Source organism: Amycolatopsis pretoriensis (assembly GCF_900107925.1).
GTDB classification, from domain to species: Bacteria; Actinomycetota; Actinomycetes; order Mycobacteriales; family Pseudonocardiaceae; genus Amycolatopsis; species Amycolatopsis pretoriensis.
This window is the reverse complement of sequence record NZ_FNUJ01000001.1, coordinates 934,334-949,834: the sequence shown is the minus strand read 5'-3', so window position 1 is coordinate 949,834 and position 15,501 is coordinate 934,334. Positions and strand designations below refer to the sequence as shown.

Annotated in this window: 12 protein-coding genes; 7 read left to right on the top strand and 5 right to left on the bottom strand. The window is 71.4% G+C overall.

From position 1 onward, the window contains the following. Window positions 1–23 precede the first annotated feature (23 nt). The 3 genes from BLV96_RS04505 (at window position 24) to BLV96_RS04495 (ending at window position 2,031) form a co-directional block, all read left to right on the top strand. Window positions 24–227, top strand: a complete 204-nt coding sequence (locus tag BLV96_RS04505; RefSeq protein WP_086680104.1) for a cold-shock protein — start codon at window positions 24–26, stop codon at window positions 225–227. Between the two features lie 273 nt (window positions 228–500). Continuing rightward, window positions 501–1,433 carry an acyl-CoA desaturase gene (locus tag BLV96_RS04500; RefSeq protein ID WP_086680106.1) on the top strand — a complete coding sequence of 311 codons (933 nt, stop codon included), beginning with the start codon at window positions 501–503 and terminating at the stop codon, window positions 1,431–1,433. A 55-nt stretch (window positions 1,434–1,488) separates the two neighbouring features. After that, complete coding sequence (locus tag BLV96_RS04495) at window positions 1,489–2,031, top strand: polysaccharide deacetylase family protein (protein WP_091388757.1); 543 nt, start codon at window positions 1,489–1,491, stop codon at window positions 2,029–2,031. On the opposite strand, the gene BLV96_RS04490 is transcribed toward BLV96_RS04495, so the two are convergent. After that, complete coding sequence (locus BLV96_RS04490; protein WP_244180043.1) at window positions 2,018–3,004, bottom strand: endo-1,4-beta-xylanase; 987 nt, start codon at window positions 3,002–3,004, stop codon at window positions 2,018–2,020. The two genes, BLV96_RS04495 and BLV96_RS04490, sit on opposite strands and share 14 nt — an antisense overlap. 103 nt (window positions 3,005–3,107) lie before the next feature. Between BLV96_RS04490 and BLV96_RS04485 the strand changes: the two genes are divergently transcribed. Continuing rightward, complete coding sequence (locus BLV96_RS04485) at window positions 3,108–4,169, top strand: LacI family DNA-binding transcriptional regulator (RefSeq protein ID WP_091388755.1); 1,062 nt, start codon at window positions 3,108–3,110, stop codon at window positions 4,167–4,169. Between the two features lie 440 nt (window positions 4,170–4,609). Here BLV96_RS04485 and BLV96_RS04480 read toward each other — a convergent pair whose 3' ends face one another. From BLV96_RS04480 to BLV96_RS04465, 4 genes are read right to left on the bottom strand one after another with little or no spacing between them, the layout of a single operon-like run. Beyond that, window positions 4,610–7,639 carry a glycosyl hydrolase 115 family protein gene (locus BLV96_RS04480; RefSeq protein ID WP_091388752.1) on the bottom strand — a complete coding sequence of 1,010 codons (3,030 nt, stop codon included), beginning with the start codon at window positions 7,637–7,639 and terminating at the stop codon, window positions 4,610–4,612. 15 nt (window positions 7,640–7,654) lie between these two features. Next, window positions 7,655–8,479 (bottom strand): carbohydrate ABC transporter permease, encoded by an 825-nt coding sequence (locus tag BLV96_RS04475; RefSeq protein WP_086672921.1) that lies wholly within the window; start codon window positions 8,477–8,479, stop codon window positions 7,655–7,657. Then, window positions 8,479–9,450 (bottom strand): carbohydrate ABC transporter permease, encoded by a 972-nt coding sequence (locus tag BLV96_RS04470; protein ID WP_086672923.1) that lies wholly within the window; start codon window positions 9,448–9,450, stop codon window positions 8,479–8,481. The genes BLV96_RS04475 and BLV96_RS04470 overlap by 1 nt, the downstream gene beginning before the upstream one ends. After that, window positions 9,447–10,742 carry an extracellular solute-binding protein gene (locus BLV96_RS04465; protein WP_086672925.1) on the bottom strand — a complete coding sequence of 432 codons (1,296 nt, stop codon included), beginning with the start codon at window positions 10,740–10,742 and terminating at the stop codon, window positions 9,447–9,449. Before BLV96_RS04465 ends, BLV96_RS04470 begins: the two co-directional genes overlap by 4 nt. 133 nt (window positions 10,743–10,875) lie before the next feature. Here BLV96_RS04465 and BLV96_RS04460 point away from each other — a divergent pair, with 133 nt between their 5' ends. The 3 genes from BLV96_RS04460 to BLV96_RS04450 are packed head-to-tail and all read left to right on the top strand — an operon-like array spanning window position 10,876 to window position 15,428. After that, window positions 10,876–11,886, top strand: a complete 1,011-nt coding sequence (locus BLV96_RS04460; protein WP_244180042.1) for a LacI family DNA-binding transcriptional regulator — start codon at window positions 10,876–10,878, stop codon at window positions 11,884–11,886. Window positions 11,887–11,916: 30 nt separating this feature from the next. Then, the gene (locus BLV96_RS04455) at window positions 11,917–14,214 is read left to right on the top strand and encodes a beta-xylosidase/alpha-l-arabinosidase (protein WP_086672929.1); all 2,298 of its coding nucleotides are present in this window, start codon (window positions 11,917–11,919) and stop codon (window positions 14,212–14,214) included. Then, a complete protein-coding gene (locus tag BLV96_RS04450) occupies window positions 14,211–15,428 on the top strand; it encodes an SGNH/GDSL hydrolase family protein (protein ID WP_086672931.1) in 1,218 nt (405 codons plus the stop codon). The genes BLV96_RS04455 and BLV96_RS04450 overlap by 4 nt, the downstream gene beginning before the upstream one ends. The last annotated feature ends 73 nt before the right edge of the window (window positions 15,429–15,501 follow it).

Sequence of the window (15,501 nt, the reverse complement as noted above, 5' to 3'; positions counted from 1 at the left end):
CACTACAAAGAGTAGGTATTGGTATGGCTCAGGGCAGTGTCAAGTGGTTCAACGGCGAAAAGGGCTTCGGCTTCATCGCCCAGGATGGCGGGGGCCCGGACGTGTTCGTCCACTACTCCGAGATCCAGGGCACCGGCTTCAAGTCCCTCGATGAGGGCCAGCGCGTGGAGTTCGAGATCGGCCAGGGCCAGAAGGGCCCGCAGGCCCAGCGCGTGAGCGTCATCTGAGCCACGAGGCACCGAAGGCCCTCGCCCCCCGGGGCGGGGGCCTTTCTCGTGCGCGGCCACACTGCGGGTTCACAACGATCAGGTAACGTGAGACGCATCGGGAGACCCCCTTGGACGCCGGCGTCCCGCCGGTTCCACTCCCGACCGGGGCCACCGAGGCCATCGCCGACAGGAGCGGCGACGCGCCCGGCCCGCCCCAGACCGTTGATCGCCGGGTGTTCCCGCTCCCCGGCTGCCCGCGCACGCGCGCGTCGACCTCGAAACGAGAAGTGCATGACAGCCTCCGTGAAGGCTCCCCGTTCCGTCCCGAAACCCGTGCTCTCCGGCCGCCAGACGGTGGCCGAGCTGATCACCATCCGGACGTTCCTGCTGGTCCCGTTCCTCGCGCTCGCCGCGGCCGTCCCGGTGTTCTGGGGCTGGGGCGTCAGCTGGCTCGACCTCACCATCGGCGGCGCGTTCTTCGTCGTGTCGACGCTGGGCATCACCATCGGCTACCACCGGTACTTCACCCACGGCGCGTTCCGCGCGAAGCGGGCGCTGCGGATCGCGCTGGCCATCGCCGGCGGCCTCGCCGCGCAGGGCCCGGTGATCGGCTGGGTCGCCGACCACCGCCGGCACCACGCCTTCTCCGACCGCGAGGGCGACCCGCACTCGCCGTGGCTGTTCGGCACGTCCCCGGTCGCGCTCGCCCGCGGCTTCTGGCACGCCCACATGGGCTGGCTCTTCGGCCGTGACAAGACCAACGTGGACCGCTTCGCCCCCGACCTGGCAGGCGACCGCGACATGCGCGTCGTCGACCGGCTCTTCCCGCTGTGGGTGGTGCTGAGCCTGCTGCTCCCGCCGCTGCTCGGCGGCCTGATCACGCTGTCGTGGTGGGGCGCGCTGACGGCGTTCCTCTGGGCCGGCCTGGCGCGGATCTCGTTCCAGCACCACGTGACGTGGTCGGTGAACTCGATCTGCCACATGATCGGCGAGCGCCCGTTCGCCAGCCGCGACCGGTCGGCGAACTTCTGGCCGCTGGCGATCCTGTCGATGGGCGAGTCCTGGCACAACACCCACCACGCCGACCCGACGTCGGCCCGCCACGGCGTGCTGCGCGGCCAGATCGACGTCTCCGCGCGGGTGATCTGGGCGTTCGAGAAGCTGGGCTGGGCGTGGAACGTCCGCTGGCCCACCCCGAAGCGGCTGGCCGCGCTGGCCCGCTGACGAAAGCCCGCCGAAAGTCCTTGCCTCGCGGGTTCCGCCGGGTGACCTTGGCCGGGTGGACTCGGTGGCGCTGACCTTCGACGACGGCCCGTACCCTTCGACGACGCCGGCGCTGCTGGCCGCCCTCGGCGGGGTCCGGGCGACCTTCTTCCTGTGGGGCGAGCACGCCGCCGCGCACCCGGCGCTGGTCCGGGAGATCGCGGCGGCGGGGCACGTGCTCGGCAACCACACGTGGACGCACCCGCACCTCACCGGCGTCTCCGCGCGGGTGCGCGACCAGGAGGTCCGGCGGACCCAGGACCTCCTGGTTTCGCTGACCGGGGTGCGCCCGGAGCTGTTCCGGCCGCCCTACGGCGACACGGACCCGTCGGTGGCGCGGACCGCGGCCGCGCACGGGCTGACCGAGGTGCTGTGGACCGTCGACACCCGCGACTGGGCCGGTGCTGCGGAGGACGAGATCGTCGCCGCGGCGGACCGCGTGGCGCCGGGTGGCGTCGTGCTGATGCACGAAGGCCGCCCGGCGACCGTGGCGGCGGTGCCGCGGATCCTCGCGGCGCTCGCCGCCCGCGGCCTGCGGCCGGGACTCACCAGGGGTTGATCCGCAGGTAGGCCGGCTTCGGCTGCAGGTTCTCGTCGAACAGGCAGGCCGCCCCTTCGCCCGGGAAGACGTCCGGCACCCACGAATGCCGGTCGGTGAAGCCCCAGGTCGTGAACTCGACGCACCGCCGGACCGCCTGGCAGCCGTCCCACAGCTGGTCGAAGTAGCTCGCCTGCGTGTCCAGCTTCGCCGCGTCGGCCGGGGTGGGGATCCGGACGTCGGCCTCGGTGACCGCGACGTCCACGCCGAGCTTCGTCAGCCGGGCCAGGTTCTCGCGGTACTGGCCGGGGAAGCCGTACTGGATCGACAGGTGCGCCTGGACCCCGACGCCGCCGATCGGGACGCCCTGCCGCCGGAGCGTCTTGACGAGGTCGTACACCGCGTCGCTCTTCGGGTTGATCCCTTCGATGTTGTAGTCGTTGATGTAGAGCGTCGCCGCCGGGTCGGCCGCGTGCGCCCAGCGGAAGACGTCCGCGACGAAGCCGTCGCCGAGCTTCTGCCGGAAGACGGTGTCGCGGCGCGTGCCGTCCTCGTTGAAGATCTCGTTGACGACGTCCCAGGCGCGGATCTTCCCCTTGTACCGCTTGACCTCCGTGGTGATGTGGTCGCGCAGGACGCGGCGCAGCTCGTCGGCGGGCAGCGCGGCGACCCAGTCCGGCAGCTGGGAGTGCCAGACCAGCGTGTGGCCGCGGACGGTCTTGTGGGTCGCCTGCGCGTACCGGACGATCGCGTCGGCGCCCGACCAGTCGTACTGCCCGCGAACGGCTTCGACCGTCCCCCATTTCATCTCGTTCTCGGGCGTCACGTTGTCGAATTCACGGGTGAGGACGGCCCGGTAGTCGGGTTCGTTCGCCAGGTACTGCGCCGCCACGGCACTGCCGACGTACTTGTGCGTGATGGCTTTCAGCGGAACCGACGCCGAAGCGGCCGGCGCCTGCCCCACGACAATGCCCGCGACGATCGCGGCGGTCATGAGCGCGCGTTTAATAGGAATTCTTCGCAGCATCCGCATCCTCCATTTGTCCGAAAGTTTCGAGGTATGTCAAACCGGGTTTCGATGACCTAGAATCTCCTCCATGACAACGAAGTCCGACGATCCCGAGCCCTGTGCGTCCCGGGTCACCATCGCCCGGATCGCGGCCGAGACCGGAGTTTCCGTGCCGACCGTTTCGAAAGTGCTCAACGGTCGTCCCGACGTCGCCGAAAGCACCCGCGCACGAGTGGAAGCCGTCATCGGGAAATACGGTTACCGCCGCCGGGCCGACGAACGGTCCCGCCGTTCCCGGTTGCTGGAACTGATGTTCCACGAACTCGAAAGCACGTGGGCGCTGGAAATCATCCGCGGGGTCGAGTACGTCGCCCGCGAAAACGGAATGGCGGTCGTGCTGGCGGAATCGTCGGGCCGTCACACGCCGGGCCAGAGCTGGCTCGAAAGCGTCCTGGCGCGGCGGCCGGTCGGCATCGTGTCGGTGTGCTCCGACTTCACCGGCGGGCAGCTGGCGAAGCTGCGCGCCCGCGACATCCCGCTGGTCGTGGTCGACCCGGCCGGCGCGCCCGGGCCGGAGACGCCCTCGATCGGGGCCACGAACTGGCAGGGCGGCCTGACCGCGACCCGGCACCTGGTGGAGCTGGGGCACCGCCGGATCGCGATGATCGGCGGGCCGGACGGGGTGCTGTGCAGCCGGGCCCGGATCGACGGCTACCGGACGGCGCTGGAGACGGCGGGCCTGGCGTTCGACCCGGCGCTGGTCCGTCGCGGTGATTTCCACGTCCGGTCGGGTTACCGCGAGCTGGCATCACTGCTGACCCTCCCGGATCGTCCGACGGCGGTGTTCGCGGGCAGCGACCTGCAGGCCCTGGGGGTGTACGAGGCGGCGCGGGACGCGGGGCTGCGCATCCCGGACGACCTGAGCGTGGTGGGTTTCGACGACCTGCCGGTGGCCCGGTGGTTGACCCCGGAGCTGACGACGATCCGCCAGCCACTGCAGGAGATGGCGGCGGCGGGGGCCCGGCTGGCGATTTCCCTGGCGCGCGGGACGCACCCGGAGAGCCACCGGCTGGAGCTGGCGACGAGCCTGGTGGTCCGGCAGAGCACGGCGGCGCCGGCGCGGCGGGCGGTTCCGGCCGGCCGGGGCTGAGCGAGCGACCGGTGGGCCCGGCGGTCGTTCGCGGACTTCCGGGCGCCGGAATTGTCGGTGGCCACCGGTAGAGTAGAGAACGGGGGGCGCCCCGGCGGCCGGACTCGGTGAGCGGTCGTCCGGAAAGCGGCGGCCGGGGCTGAGCGGCCGGCCGGGAAGCGACTGGCCGAGCCCGGGACCGCCCGCGTTCGAGGACCTTCGGGCGCCGGAACTGTCGGTGCCCACCGGTAGAGTGAGAAACGGGGGGCGCCCCGGCGGGTGGGCGCTCGGCAGGCCGCCGAGCCGCGGCCGCTCGCCCCGCGAACCCCGCACCGGTCCGGCGACCCGGGCCACCCCCGGCCCGGTAATCCCGGCCACCCCCGGCCCGCTCATCCCAGCCACCCCCGGCCCGCTCATCCCAGCCACCCCCGGCCCGCTCATCCCGGCCACCCCCGGCCCGCTCATCCCGGCCACCGCAGGCTTTCCGGCGGACCGAAATAACTGGGCCGCAGCCCACCGGTGTCCACCACCAGCTTCTGGACCACCACCGCCGGGTCCACCATCCACACCTTCAGCACGTGCGGCCCCGCCGCCCCCACCTCGTGCCGCGTCGAGGTCAGGTTCACGTTGTCCGACGTCGTCCGCTCCCACTGGCGGTTCATCGTCATGTCGTCCGCGCCCGTGGCCTTCGTGATGTTCACGACCTGTGGCGAAGCGTCGTCGAACGACACCGCGTAGCGCAAACCGTCCCCTTGCAACACGTTGCTGCGCGGGGACAAGTACGCCCACACCGTCACCGGCCCCGGGGTCACCAGCGTCAGCCGGTACTCCAGCCGCGGGCCCGCTCCCGCCGCGCGGCTCGGCGCCGTCACCGGGAACGGCGTCATCCCCGCGCCCGTGCGGCCCAGGTCCGGGATCGCCCGCCACGCCACCGGCCCGGCCGGGACGTTCGCGCTGCAGTGCGCCGCCTCCATCGACACGTACCCGCCCGCCTCGACGAACCCGCGCCGCGCCGAGGCCGGCAGGTCCACCTTCCGCACGACAGCGTCCACCACCACCGACTGCCCCGCTCCCGACACCGTGATCGGCACGGTCGAGGTGCCCTTCGGCGCCCGGCTCCAGTCGATCCGCACGGTCATCCGCAGCTCCTCCTCCACCCGGCCGCCGCGCGGCTCGACCCGGACCCACGGCGCCCCCGCGGTGGCCGTGCACCGGAACGGGGTCCGGCCGCGGTTGAAGACGTCGATGTACTGCGCCGGCGCCGTCTGGTACGGGCTGAACTCCGGCAGCACCGGACGGCCCGCGGCACCCGGCCACGCCTCCGCCGACCCGTCCACCGCCACGCCCAGGGAAGCCGCCGCGGGCAGGTCGAGCCGCCGGACCGCCGGGAAGATGACGTCCGGCAGCGCGACGTTGTTCAGCTCCGGCTGCTGCCACGGCGCGTTCGGGCCGTAGCGGGCGACGTCGCCGTAGTCGATATGCGGCTGGGTCTGGAACCCCTTCCACTTGCCGCCCGCGATCCCGGTGTTGTACCTCTCCGCGAGCGCCAGGTCGTCGGCGAACCGGGCCTCCGTGACCGCCGCCAGCCCGTTCGCCGACGCACGCCCCTGCGCCGCGTACAGCAGGTTCGTGAACTCCGCGCGCCGCAACGCGTACAGGTTCGCCGACGCCGTGACCTCGTACCCCACCAGTTCGTAGAACGCGTCGCGGTGGGCGGCCGGCACCCGGGCCGCGAGCCGGGCCGTCCGCGCCGCGAGGTCCTGCCACTCGTCGGTCACCCGGTCCAGCTCGCGGTAGTTCACCAGGCTGAACGGCGTCATCTGGTCGTCGTAGGTGATCACCCCGGCGCTGTCCACCGTGATCCGCCGGTTCAGCAGCTCCGGCTTGCGCCGCGACTGCAGTCGCCCGTAGTCGTGCAAGACCGCGGCGATGTCCGACGCCAGTGCGGACCCGAAGTTCTCCGAAGCGAACGAACGCTCCCAAGTGGACAGTCGCTCGGCCGGCAGCGCGGCGGGATCCCACGCGTAGTCGAGGAAGAACTGCAGCGGCAGCTCGTTGCCCTTCATGTCGCCGACGTTGGCGACCCACAACCGGTCGTTCCCGTACGAGACGGCCTGGTGCAGCTGCTCCCACGTGTTCGCGAGCAACGCGGTGTCGACCCACTTGTAGTTGCGGCCGCCGCCGACGTAGTCGAAGTGGTAGTACAGCCCGTACCCGCCGGGGTGCGGCGGCAGCGAGAGGTCCGGGTGCTTGCGGATGTTGCCCCAGTTGTCGTCGGTGAACACGACGATGACGTCGTCCGGCGGGCGCAGGCCCTGGGCCCAGTACCGCTGGACCTCCTTGTACAGCGTCCACACCTGCGGGACGTCCGTGCTGAGCTCGCGCGCGAGGATGTCCCGCTCGGCCGCGATGATCTCCCGCATCAGCTCGATGCCGTCGCCGTCGGGCAGGCTGACGTCGCCGTTGCCGCGCATGCCGAGCGTGACGACGCCATCGAAGCCCTCGCGGGCCATCCGCCGGATGCCGTCGGTCCAGTAGGCCTTGATGGCGTCGCCGTTGCGGCGGAAGCTCCACTCCCCCGTGCCGCCGTAGGGGTCGTGGCCCGGCGTCGTGATCGTCCCGGACGAATCCCGGACCGCGGGGACCGCGTGCCGGTTCCACTCCTCGATGCCGCGCATCATCGGCGCCTCGTGCGAGGTGCCCATCACGACGCCGTACTCCTTGGCCGTGGCGTGGTTGAGCGGGTCGTCCTCGGCGAACGCGCGACCCCAGACGGCCGGCCACAGGTAGTTGGCCCGCAGCCGCAGCATCGTCTCGAAGACCTTGGCGAAGAAGAGGTGGTTGAAGCCGTTGGGAAAGCCCGGCGCCTTCCCCGGCCCGAAGTACGCCGGCGCCCAGGTGCCGAGCGCCGGGTTCTCGTCGTTGATGAAGAACCCGCGGTACTTCACGTGCGGCGTTCCGAGGCTGAACCGCTCCCCCGGGAGGTGCAACTCCGCCCGCCGCAGCGGCGGGACGTCGGCCCACCAGTACCAGGGCGAAACCCCGATCCGCCGCGAGACCTCGTAGACGCCGTAGATGACGCCGCGCTGGTCGCTGCCGGTCAGCACGAGCCGGCCGTCGACGACCTGGCTCAGCGACGTCTCCCACTTGCCGGCGATCCCGCGGACGTCCAAGCGGCCGGCCGACACCAGCGAGTCGACCAGCGGACTGTGGCCGAGGGTGCCGACCACTACCACCGGCCCGCTCGCCGGCACGACGTCCGAAACTGCGGGGCGGACCCCGGTGACGCGTTCGACGTCGGCCGCCAGGTCGCCCGCGACCCGCCGCACCCCCGGCAGATCGCCGGGACTGACGACGATCGTCGCGGCCTTCCCCCGCGACACCAACGGAAACCCGGTTCCGGCCTCGGCCAGTCCCGGGAGGGCGGCCGAGCCGGCTCCGGCCAGCGCGAGCAGCTGCAAAAAGGCACGACGGTGGACCTCGGACGGCACGGCAGACCTCCTGAGTCAGCCCTTCACGGATCCGGTCAGCCCGCCGACGATGCGCCGTTCGGCGAGCACGAAGAACGCGAGTGCCGGGATCATCGACAGCGCGGTGAACGCGAGCACCCGGGCGGTGTCCTGGGAGTACTGGGTCCGGAACGTCGCGACGCCGAGCGGGAGCGTGAAGTGCGCGGAGTCGTTGAACACCAGCAGCGGCAGCAGGTAGGCGTTCCAGCTGGTGACGAAGGCGAGCACGCCGACCGTGGTCAGCGCCGGCGCCGACAGCGGCAGCAGGATGCGCCAGAAGAACCCGAGCCGGCTCGCGCCGTCGAGCACGGCAGCGTCCTCGAGCTCACCCGGGATGGCGTGCATGAACGGGCGCAGGATCACGATCGTCACCGGCAGCGAAAACGCCGCTTCCGGGATCGCGACCCCCCAGAAGCTCTCGAGCATGCCCAGCTCGCGCAGCCACAGGTACAGCGGCAAGGTCGCCACGGTCAGCGGGAACAGCAGACCGAGCGTGAACAGCGTGTACAGCGCTTCACGGCCCTTGAACTGGTACCGCGAAAGCGCGAACCCGGCCATCGAACCCAGGCCGACGGCGACGGCGGTCGCGATCACCGCGATCAGCGCGCTGTTGCCGAGGAACGTCCAGAACGCGCTCGAGCCGAGGACCGAGGCGTAGTTGTCCATGACCCACGGGCCGGGCAGCCCGGCCGGGTCGTTGTTGATCTGCGCGTTGGTGCGGAACCCGCCGAGCACGACGAACAGCAGCGGCACGACGGTCACGCCGAGCACGACGATCGCCGCGAGGTACCCCATCGAGAGGCCGAACTTGCGTGACCGCATCAGCCCGCCATCCTCGTCAGGGCGCCCTGGGTGTCACGGCGCAGCGCGAATCGCTGGTACAGCAGCGCGAACAGGAAGCAGATGACGAAGAGGATGACCGCCACCGCAGAACCGAAACCGAACTCGTAGCGCTTGAAGCCGTGGTCGACCAGGTAGGTCGCCATCGTCGTCGACGCGTTCGCCGGCCCGCCCAGCGTCATGATCCACACGACGTCGAACAGCTGCAGCGAGCCGATCACCGACAGGAAGATCCAGATCCGGATGGTCGGCCCGAGCAGCGGCAGCACGACGTGCCGGGTGGTCTGCCACGCCGACGCGCCGTCGAGCGCCGCGGCCTCGCGCAACTCGGCGGGCACGCCCTGGAGACCGGCGAGCAGCAGGATGATGCCGAAGCCGATGTACTTCCAGGTGATCACCGCGAACATCGTGTAGAGCACGAGGCCCGGGTCGGCCAGCCACTGGTGGACCAGGCCGCCGAGCCCGGCGCCCTTGAGCACCTGGTCGGCGAACCCGTTGGGCTGCAGCATGAGGATCCAGATCACCGCGGTGATCGCCTCGGAGAGCACGTACGGCGCGAACACCAGGGCCCGCAGGACCGCGCGTCCCCGCAGCTTGCGGTTGAGCAGCATCGCCAGGCCGATCGACAGCGGCAGCTGCACCACGATCGACAGCCCGGCGATGATCAGGTTGTGCACGATCGCGCCCTGGAACACGTCGCCGCTGAAGGCGTCGACGTAGTTGTCGAGACCGATGAAGTCGTCGAGCGGGCCGAAGCCGTTCCACTGGAACAGGCTGTAGAACCCGGCGATCCCGATCGGCACCAGGACGAAGCCGACGAACACCAGCAGGGCCGGCCCGAGCAGGATCGTCAGCTCGAGCCGTTTGCCGAGGCCGGATCGCTTCGCGCGGCGGCCCGGAGCCGGTGCGGACGGCTGGTTCGCCGTCCGCACCGGCTTCGTCGCCGTGGTCACTTGTTGCCCGCCGCGGCCTGGTTGACGGCGGCCACGATGCCCTCGGGGGTGCCCTGGCCGGCGAACATGTTGGCCACCGCGTCGTTCAGCGCGGCGCCGACCGCGGTCGGGAACGCCCGGTCGAAGTACATCTGCAGGTACGGCGCCTTCGTGCCGTAGTCGTAGACGGCCTTCAGCGTGTCGGTCTTCAGCGACTTCGCGGCGACGGTGTTGACGGGCAGACCGGCTCCCTGGGCGGCCAGCTGCGTCTGCACCGGTTCACTGCCCAGGTACTGCAGGAAGTCCGCACACGCCTTCGACGCCCGGGTGGTGCAGGCGAAACCGTCGCCGCCGCCGAGCACGGCCGCCGGGTCGCCCTGGCCGCCCGCCACGGACGGGAACGGGAACCAGCCGACCTTCGAGTCGAGCTGCTTGTCGTCGGTCAGGGCCGACATCGTGCCGGGCTCCCAGTCGCCCTGCAGTTCCATCGCGGCCTTGCCGTTGGCGACGAGGCCGGCGGAGCTGCCCGCGCCCTGCTGGGCCGGCGTGCCGGCGAACCCGGTCTGGAACGGCTGCGTCGCCAGGAAGCTCTTCAGGTCCTGCCCGGCCTTGGTCCAGCACGGGTCTTCGAGCTTGACCGCCTTCACCGACTGCTTGAGCACGTCGATCGAGCATTCGCGGATGGCGAAGTAGTTGAAGTAGAAGGCGTCCGGCCAGCGGTCCTTGCCCCCGACCGAGATCGGCGCGATGTTTTTGGCCTTCAGCTGCGTGACGGCGGCGTTCAGCTCGTCCATCGTCTTCGGCGGGGTGGTGATCCCCGCCTGCTGGAAGAGGTCCTTGCGGTACCAGAAGCCGACGAAGTGCTGTTCGAACGGCACGCCGTACTGCTTGCCGTCGACCTGCCAGTTCTCGCCGAACTTGCCGGTGGTCTGGGTGATCCACGACTTCGTGGCGTCGGTGATGTCGGCGACCTTGCCCGAGGTGATCTGCGAGGCCAGGTCACCGGCGCCCCAGGACTGGTAGACGTCCGGTGGCTCGGCGCCCTGCAGGGCGAGCGGGACCTTGGTGGGGAAGTCCTCGTTCTGCAGCGGCTGCGCCTTGATCGTGACGTCGGGGTGCGCCTGGTGGTAGTCGACGACGACCTTTTCCCAGATCGTCTTGATCGGGTCGGTGGTGCCGTTGTGCCACCAGGTGAGGGTGACCGGGCCGCTCGGCTGGGCGGGCGCTTCGCTCCCCCCGCTGCACGCGGAAAGCGCGAGCGGGACGACGGCCGCCAGGGCGGCGAGAACGGGGATCCGGCGTTTGACAGACATCGTGGGTCCACTCCTGACGACTTCGGCCGAGTTGGACGGGGCGCGACTGCGCCCGGGTTGGCGAAGAGTCTGCTCCCGGGCAAATCGGATGTCAATCGTTGTCGATAACGTTTTCCATGGTTAGTCTGAGCCGATGCAGCCCAGTTCCAGGGTGACCATCCGTGACGTCGCGGCCCGGGCCGGCGTCTCGGTGGCCACGGTGTCCAAAGTGATCAACGAGCGCTACGGCGTCTCCGCCGCGACGCTCGCGAAGGTCCGCGCGGTGATCGAAGAGCTCGGCTACGAGGCGAGCCTCGTGGCGCAGAGCCTGAGAAACCACCGGACCAACGTGATCGGGATCCTGGTCGCCGACCTCGAACCGTTCTCCACCGAGCTGCTCAAGGGGGCCGCGGACGCCATCCGCGGCAGCGGGTTCGAGCTCGTCGTCTACTCCGCGGGCGGCCGCACCGGCGACCCGCGGGGCTGGGAAAAGCGTTATCTGTCCAGGCTTTCCGGCACCCTCGTCGACGGGGCCGTGCTGGTCACGCCGGCGGTGTCGCTGGAGGCCGTCCCCGGCACGCCGGTCGTCGCGGTCGACCCGCACACCGGGCCCTCGCACCTGCCCACCATCGACTCGGATAACCTGCGCGGCGCGCAGCTGGCCACCGAGCACCTGCTCGACCTGGGGCACCGGCGGATCGCGTTCCTCGCCGGCCGGCCCGACCTCGAATCGGCGTCGCTGCGCAAGGCGGGCTACCTGCGCGCCCTGGAAGCCGCGGGCGTGCCGGCCGACGAGAGCCTGATCCGGATCGGCGCCTACGACCCGGAGGTCTCCGCCGCCTCGGCCCACGACCTGCTGACCGGCCCGGACCGGCCGACCGCGGTGTTCGCCGCGAACGACATCTCGGCCATCGCGACCGTCGGCGCGGCCCGCGAACTGGGTCTTTCGGTGCCCGACGACCTGTCCGTGGTCGGCTTCGACAACGTCCCCGAGTCCGCGCTCTGCAGCCCGCCACTGACCACAGTGGACCAGCCGATCCGCGAAATGGGCCACCGCGCGATCAGCATGCTCATCGCGCTGATCAACGGCGACGAAGTCCCGCGCACGCACGTCACCCTGGACACCGGCCTCGTGGTGCGGCACTCCACCCGGGCCCTCTCTTAATCTCCCCTCCCGACGAAGGGCGGAAAAGCCTTGACCACGCAGCCTGCCACGGCACCCGAGCCGTGGCGCGACCCCGCGGCCGACCCCGGCGAACGCGTCCGCGCGCTGATGGCGCGCATGAGCCTGCGCGAAAAGCTCGGCCAGCTCTACGGCATCTGGGTCGGCATCGACTCCGGCGGCGAGGTCGCGCCGCACCAGCACGACTTCGACGACCCCGCCGTCGACTTCGACGACCTGGTCCGCCACGGCATCGGCCAGCTGACGCGCGTCTTCGGCACCCGGCCGGTCGACCCGCTGATCGGCGCGCACAGCCTCGCCCGCACCCAGCGCCAGATCGTCGCCGGCAACCGGTTCGGCATCCCCGCGGTCGTCCACGAGGAATGCCTGACCGGCCTGGCCGCGTGGCAGGCGACGATCTACCCCGCGCCGCTGTCCTGGGGTGCGACGTTCGACCCGGACCTGGTGCGGCGCATGGGTGCGCGCATCGGGGAGACGATGCGGGAACTGGGCGTGCACCAGGGCTTGGCGCCGGTCCTCGACGTCGCCCGCGACCTGCGCTGGGGCCGCGTCGAGGAGACCATCGGCGAGGACCCGTACCTGGTCGGGACGATCGGCAGCGCCTACGTCGCCGGGCTCGAGTCCGCCGGCGTGATCGCGACGCTCAAGCACTTCGTCGGGTACTCGGCCTCGCGCGCCGGGCGCAACCTGGCGCCGGTTTCGGCCGGGCCGCGGGAGATCGCGGACGTCCTGCTCCCGCCGTTCGAGCTGGCGCTGCGCGCGGGCGCCCGGTCGGTGATGAACACCTACACCGACGTCGACGGCGTCCCCGGCGCCGCCGACCCGGCCCTGCTGACCGAGCTGCTGCGCGAGACCTACGGGTTCACCGGCACCGTCGTCTCGGACTACTTCTCCGTGGCGTTCCTGCACCGGCTGCACGGCGTCGCGGCCGACCGCGGCGACGCGGCCGGGCAGGCGCTGACCGCGGGCATCGACGTGGAACTGCCCACCATGGACTGCTACGGCGAGCCGCTGCTCGCCGCGGTGGAAGGGGGTGCGGTCGACGCCGCCGCCGTCGACCGCGCCCTGATGCGGGTGCTGCGGCAGAAGTGCGAGCTGGGCCTGCTCGACGCGGACTGGGCGCCCGAGGTGCCCGAAGAGATCGACCTCGACGACGCTTCTTCGCGGACGCTGGCCCGCGAAGTGGCCGAGAAGTCCATCGTGCTGCTGCACAACGACGGAACGCTGCCGCTCTCCCCCGGCGCGTCGATCGCCGTGGTGGGGCCGCGCGCGGACGCGCCCGGCGCGATGCTCGGCTGCTACTCCTTCCCGCTGCACGTCGGCGTCCACCACCCGGACGTCCCGTTCGGTGTCTCGGTGCCGACGGTGGTCGAGGCGCTGCGGGAGTCCTTCGAAGTCACCTACGCGCTGGGCTGTCCGGTCACCGGTGGCGACGACGACGGGATCGCCGAGGCCGTGGCGGCGTGCGCTTCGGCGTCGGTGTGCGTGGCGGTGCTGGGCGACCTGGCCGGGTTGTTCGGCGGCGGGACGTCCGGCGAAGGCTGCGACGCGGCCGACCTGCGGCTGCCGGGCCGCCAGGAGGAGCTGCTCGAAGCCCTGCTCGCCACCGGCAAGCCGGTCGTCGTGGTGCTGCTCTCGGGTCGGCCGTACGAGCTTTCGCGGCAGATCGACCGGCTGGCCGCGGTGGTCTGCGGGTTCTACCCCGGCGAGGAGGGCGGCCCGGCGCTGGCGGGTGTCCTCAGTGGACGGATCGACCCGGCCGGCCGGCTGCCGGTGAGCTTCCCGGCGGCCGGCGCGAGCCAGCCGTCGACCTACCTCGCCGCGCCGCTCGGGCGCCGCAGCGAGGTGAGCACGGTCGACCCGACCGCGCTGTTCCCGTTCGGGCACGGGCTTTCCTACACGCCGGTGACCTGGGCCGACGTCAGCGCGACGGGCTCGCTGTGGCCGACCGACGGCGTCTGCCGGGTCCGGGTGACCCTGCGCAACGACCACGCGCGGACGGCGTCCGAAGTGGTCCAGGTGTACCTGCACGACCCGGTCGCGGAAGTCGCGCGGCCCGAGCGCCAGCTGATCGCGGCCCGCCGGGTCTCGGTCGAGCCGGGGGCGACGGTGGTGGTGGACATCGGGCTGCACGCGGATCTGACGTCCTACACCGGCCGGGCGGGCCGTCGCCTGGTCGAGCCGGGCGAGGTCGAGCTGCGGGTGGGGACGTCGAGCGAGCAGATCGTCACGACGCTGCACTGCACGCTGACCGGCTCTCGGCGTTACGTCGGCGTCGAGCGGGTGATGACGCCGGAGTTCGGGTCATGAAGCGCACCCTGTCCGTCTTCTGCCTCGCGGTCCTGACCGCGCTGTTCGTGGGAGCGTCGGGACGTCCGCCGGCGTCGCACTGGGTGGCGACCTGGACGTCGATGCCGCAGCTGACCGAGCCCGCCAACCTGCCGCCGGCGCCGTTCACGGGCGCCGACCGGGTGCTGGACAACGCTTCCCTGCGCCAGACCGCGCACGTTTCCGCCGGTGGTCCCCGGATCCGGCTGCGGTTTTCGAACGCCTTCGGCGGCGCCGCGCTGCCGCTCACCGCGGTCTCGGTGGCCCGGCCGGCCGGTGGTGCCGCCGGGGTGTCCGCGGTGGTTCCGGGCAGCGTCGTCCCGGTGACGTTCCACGGCAAGCCGTCGACGACGGTGCCGGTGGGTGCGCAGGTCGTGTCGGATCCGCTGCCGTTCCCGGTGCGGCCCTTCGAGAACATCGCGGTGACGACGTACCTGGCGCACGGCCAGGCGTCGCTGTCGATCACTTCGCACCCGGGCTCGCGCACGACGTCGTACCTGATGGCGGGTGACCAGGTTTCCGCGCTCGATCTTCCGGGTGCGACACCGGTCGACCACTGGTACTTCCTGAGCGGCGTCGAGGTGCTGTCGCCGGCGTCGGCGGTGGCGGTGATCGGCGACTCGCTGTCCGACGGCCGCGGGTCGACGACGAACGGCAACGACCGGTGGCCGGACGTGCTCGCTTCGCGAATCCCGGCCGCCGTCGTGAACCAGGCCGCGGGCGGCAACCGCGTGCTGCAGGACGGCCTGGGCCCGAACGTCCTGGCGCGCCTGGACCGCGACCTGCTGGCGACGAGCGGCGTGTCGTGGGCGATCGTTTTCGAGGGCGTCAACGACATCGGCACCGCGACACCCGACGCGGCCGCGTCCACGGCTGCGGACCTGATCGACGCCTACGACCAGATCCTGACGCGAGCCCACGCGGCCGGAATCCTGGTGTACGGAGCGACGTTGACGCCGTTCGGCGGCAACACCGGCTACGACGCCCCGTCGCGCGAAGCGGCGCGGACGTCGGTGAACGCGTGGATCCGCGGCCATTTCGACGCGGTCCTTGACTTCGACCGGGTGGCCCGCGACCCGGCGGCGCCGACGCGATTGCTACCGGCCTACGACGTCGGTGACCACCTGCACCTGAACCCGGCCGGGTACCGGGCGCTGGGTTCCAGCATTCCGCTCGGGCTATTCCGGGCGGGGTGAAGGAATTGTCCCGACGCCGGAAAGTGGACAATTCCTGGACGCCATTTCCGATCCCCGATCACGGACCGGCGAA

What these genes read in the sequence shown, in the direction of transcription:
- BLV96_RS04505 (WP_086680104.1), top strand. Translation starts at nt 24, where the DNA reads ATGGCTCAGGGCAGTGTCAAGTGGTTCAACGGCGAAAAGGGCTTCGGC.
- BLV96_RS04500 (WP_086680106.1), top strand. Translation starts at nt 501, where the DNA reads ATGACAGCCTCCGTGAAGGCTCCCCGTTCCGTCCCGAAACCCGTGCTC.
- BLV96_RS04490 (WP_244180043.1), bottom strand. Translation starts at nt 3,004, where the DNA reads ATGACCGCCGCGATCGTCGCGGGCATTGTCGTGGGGCAGGCGCCGGCC.
- BLV96_RS04485 (WP_091388755.1), top strand. Translation starts at nt 3,108, where the DNA reads ATGACAACGAAGTCCGACGATCCCGAGCCCTGTGCGTCCCGGGTCACC.
- BLV96_RS04475 (WP_086672921.1), bottom strand. Translation starts at nt 8,479, where the DNA reads ATGCGGTCACGCAAGTTCGGCCTCTCGATGGGGTACCTCGCGGCGATC.
- BLV96_RS04465 (WP_086672925.1), bottom strand. Translation starts at nt 10,742, where the DNA reads ATGTCTGTCAAACGCCGGATCCCCGTTCTCGCCGCCCTGGCGGCCGTC.
- BLV96_RS04460 (WP_244180042.1), top strand. Translation starts at nt 10,876, where the DNA reads ATGCAGCCCAGTTCCAGGGTGACCATCCGTGACGTCGCGGCCCGGGCC.
- BLV96_RS04450 (WP_086672931.1), top strand. Translation starts at nt 14,211, where the DNA reads ATGAAGCGCACCCTGTCCGTCTTCTGCCTCGCGGTCCTGACCGCGCTG.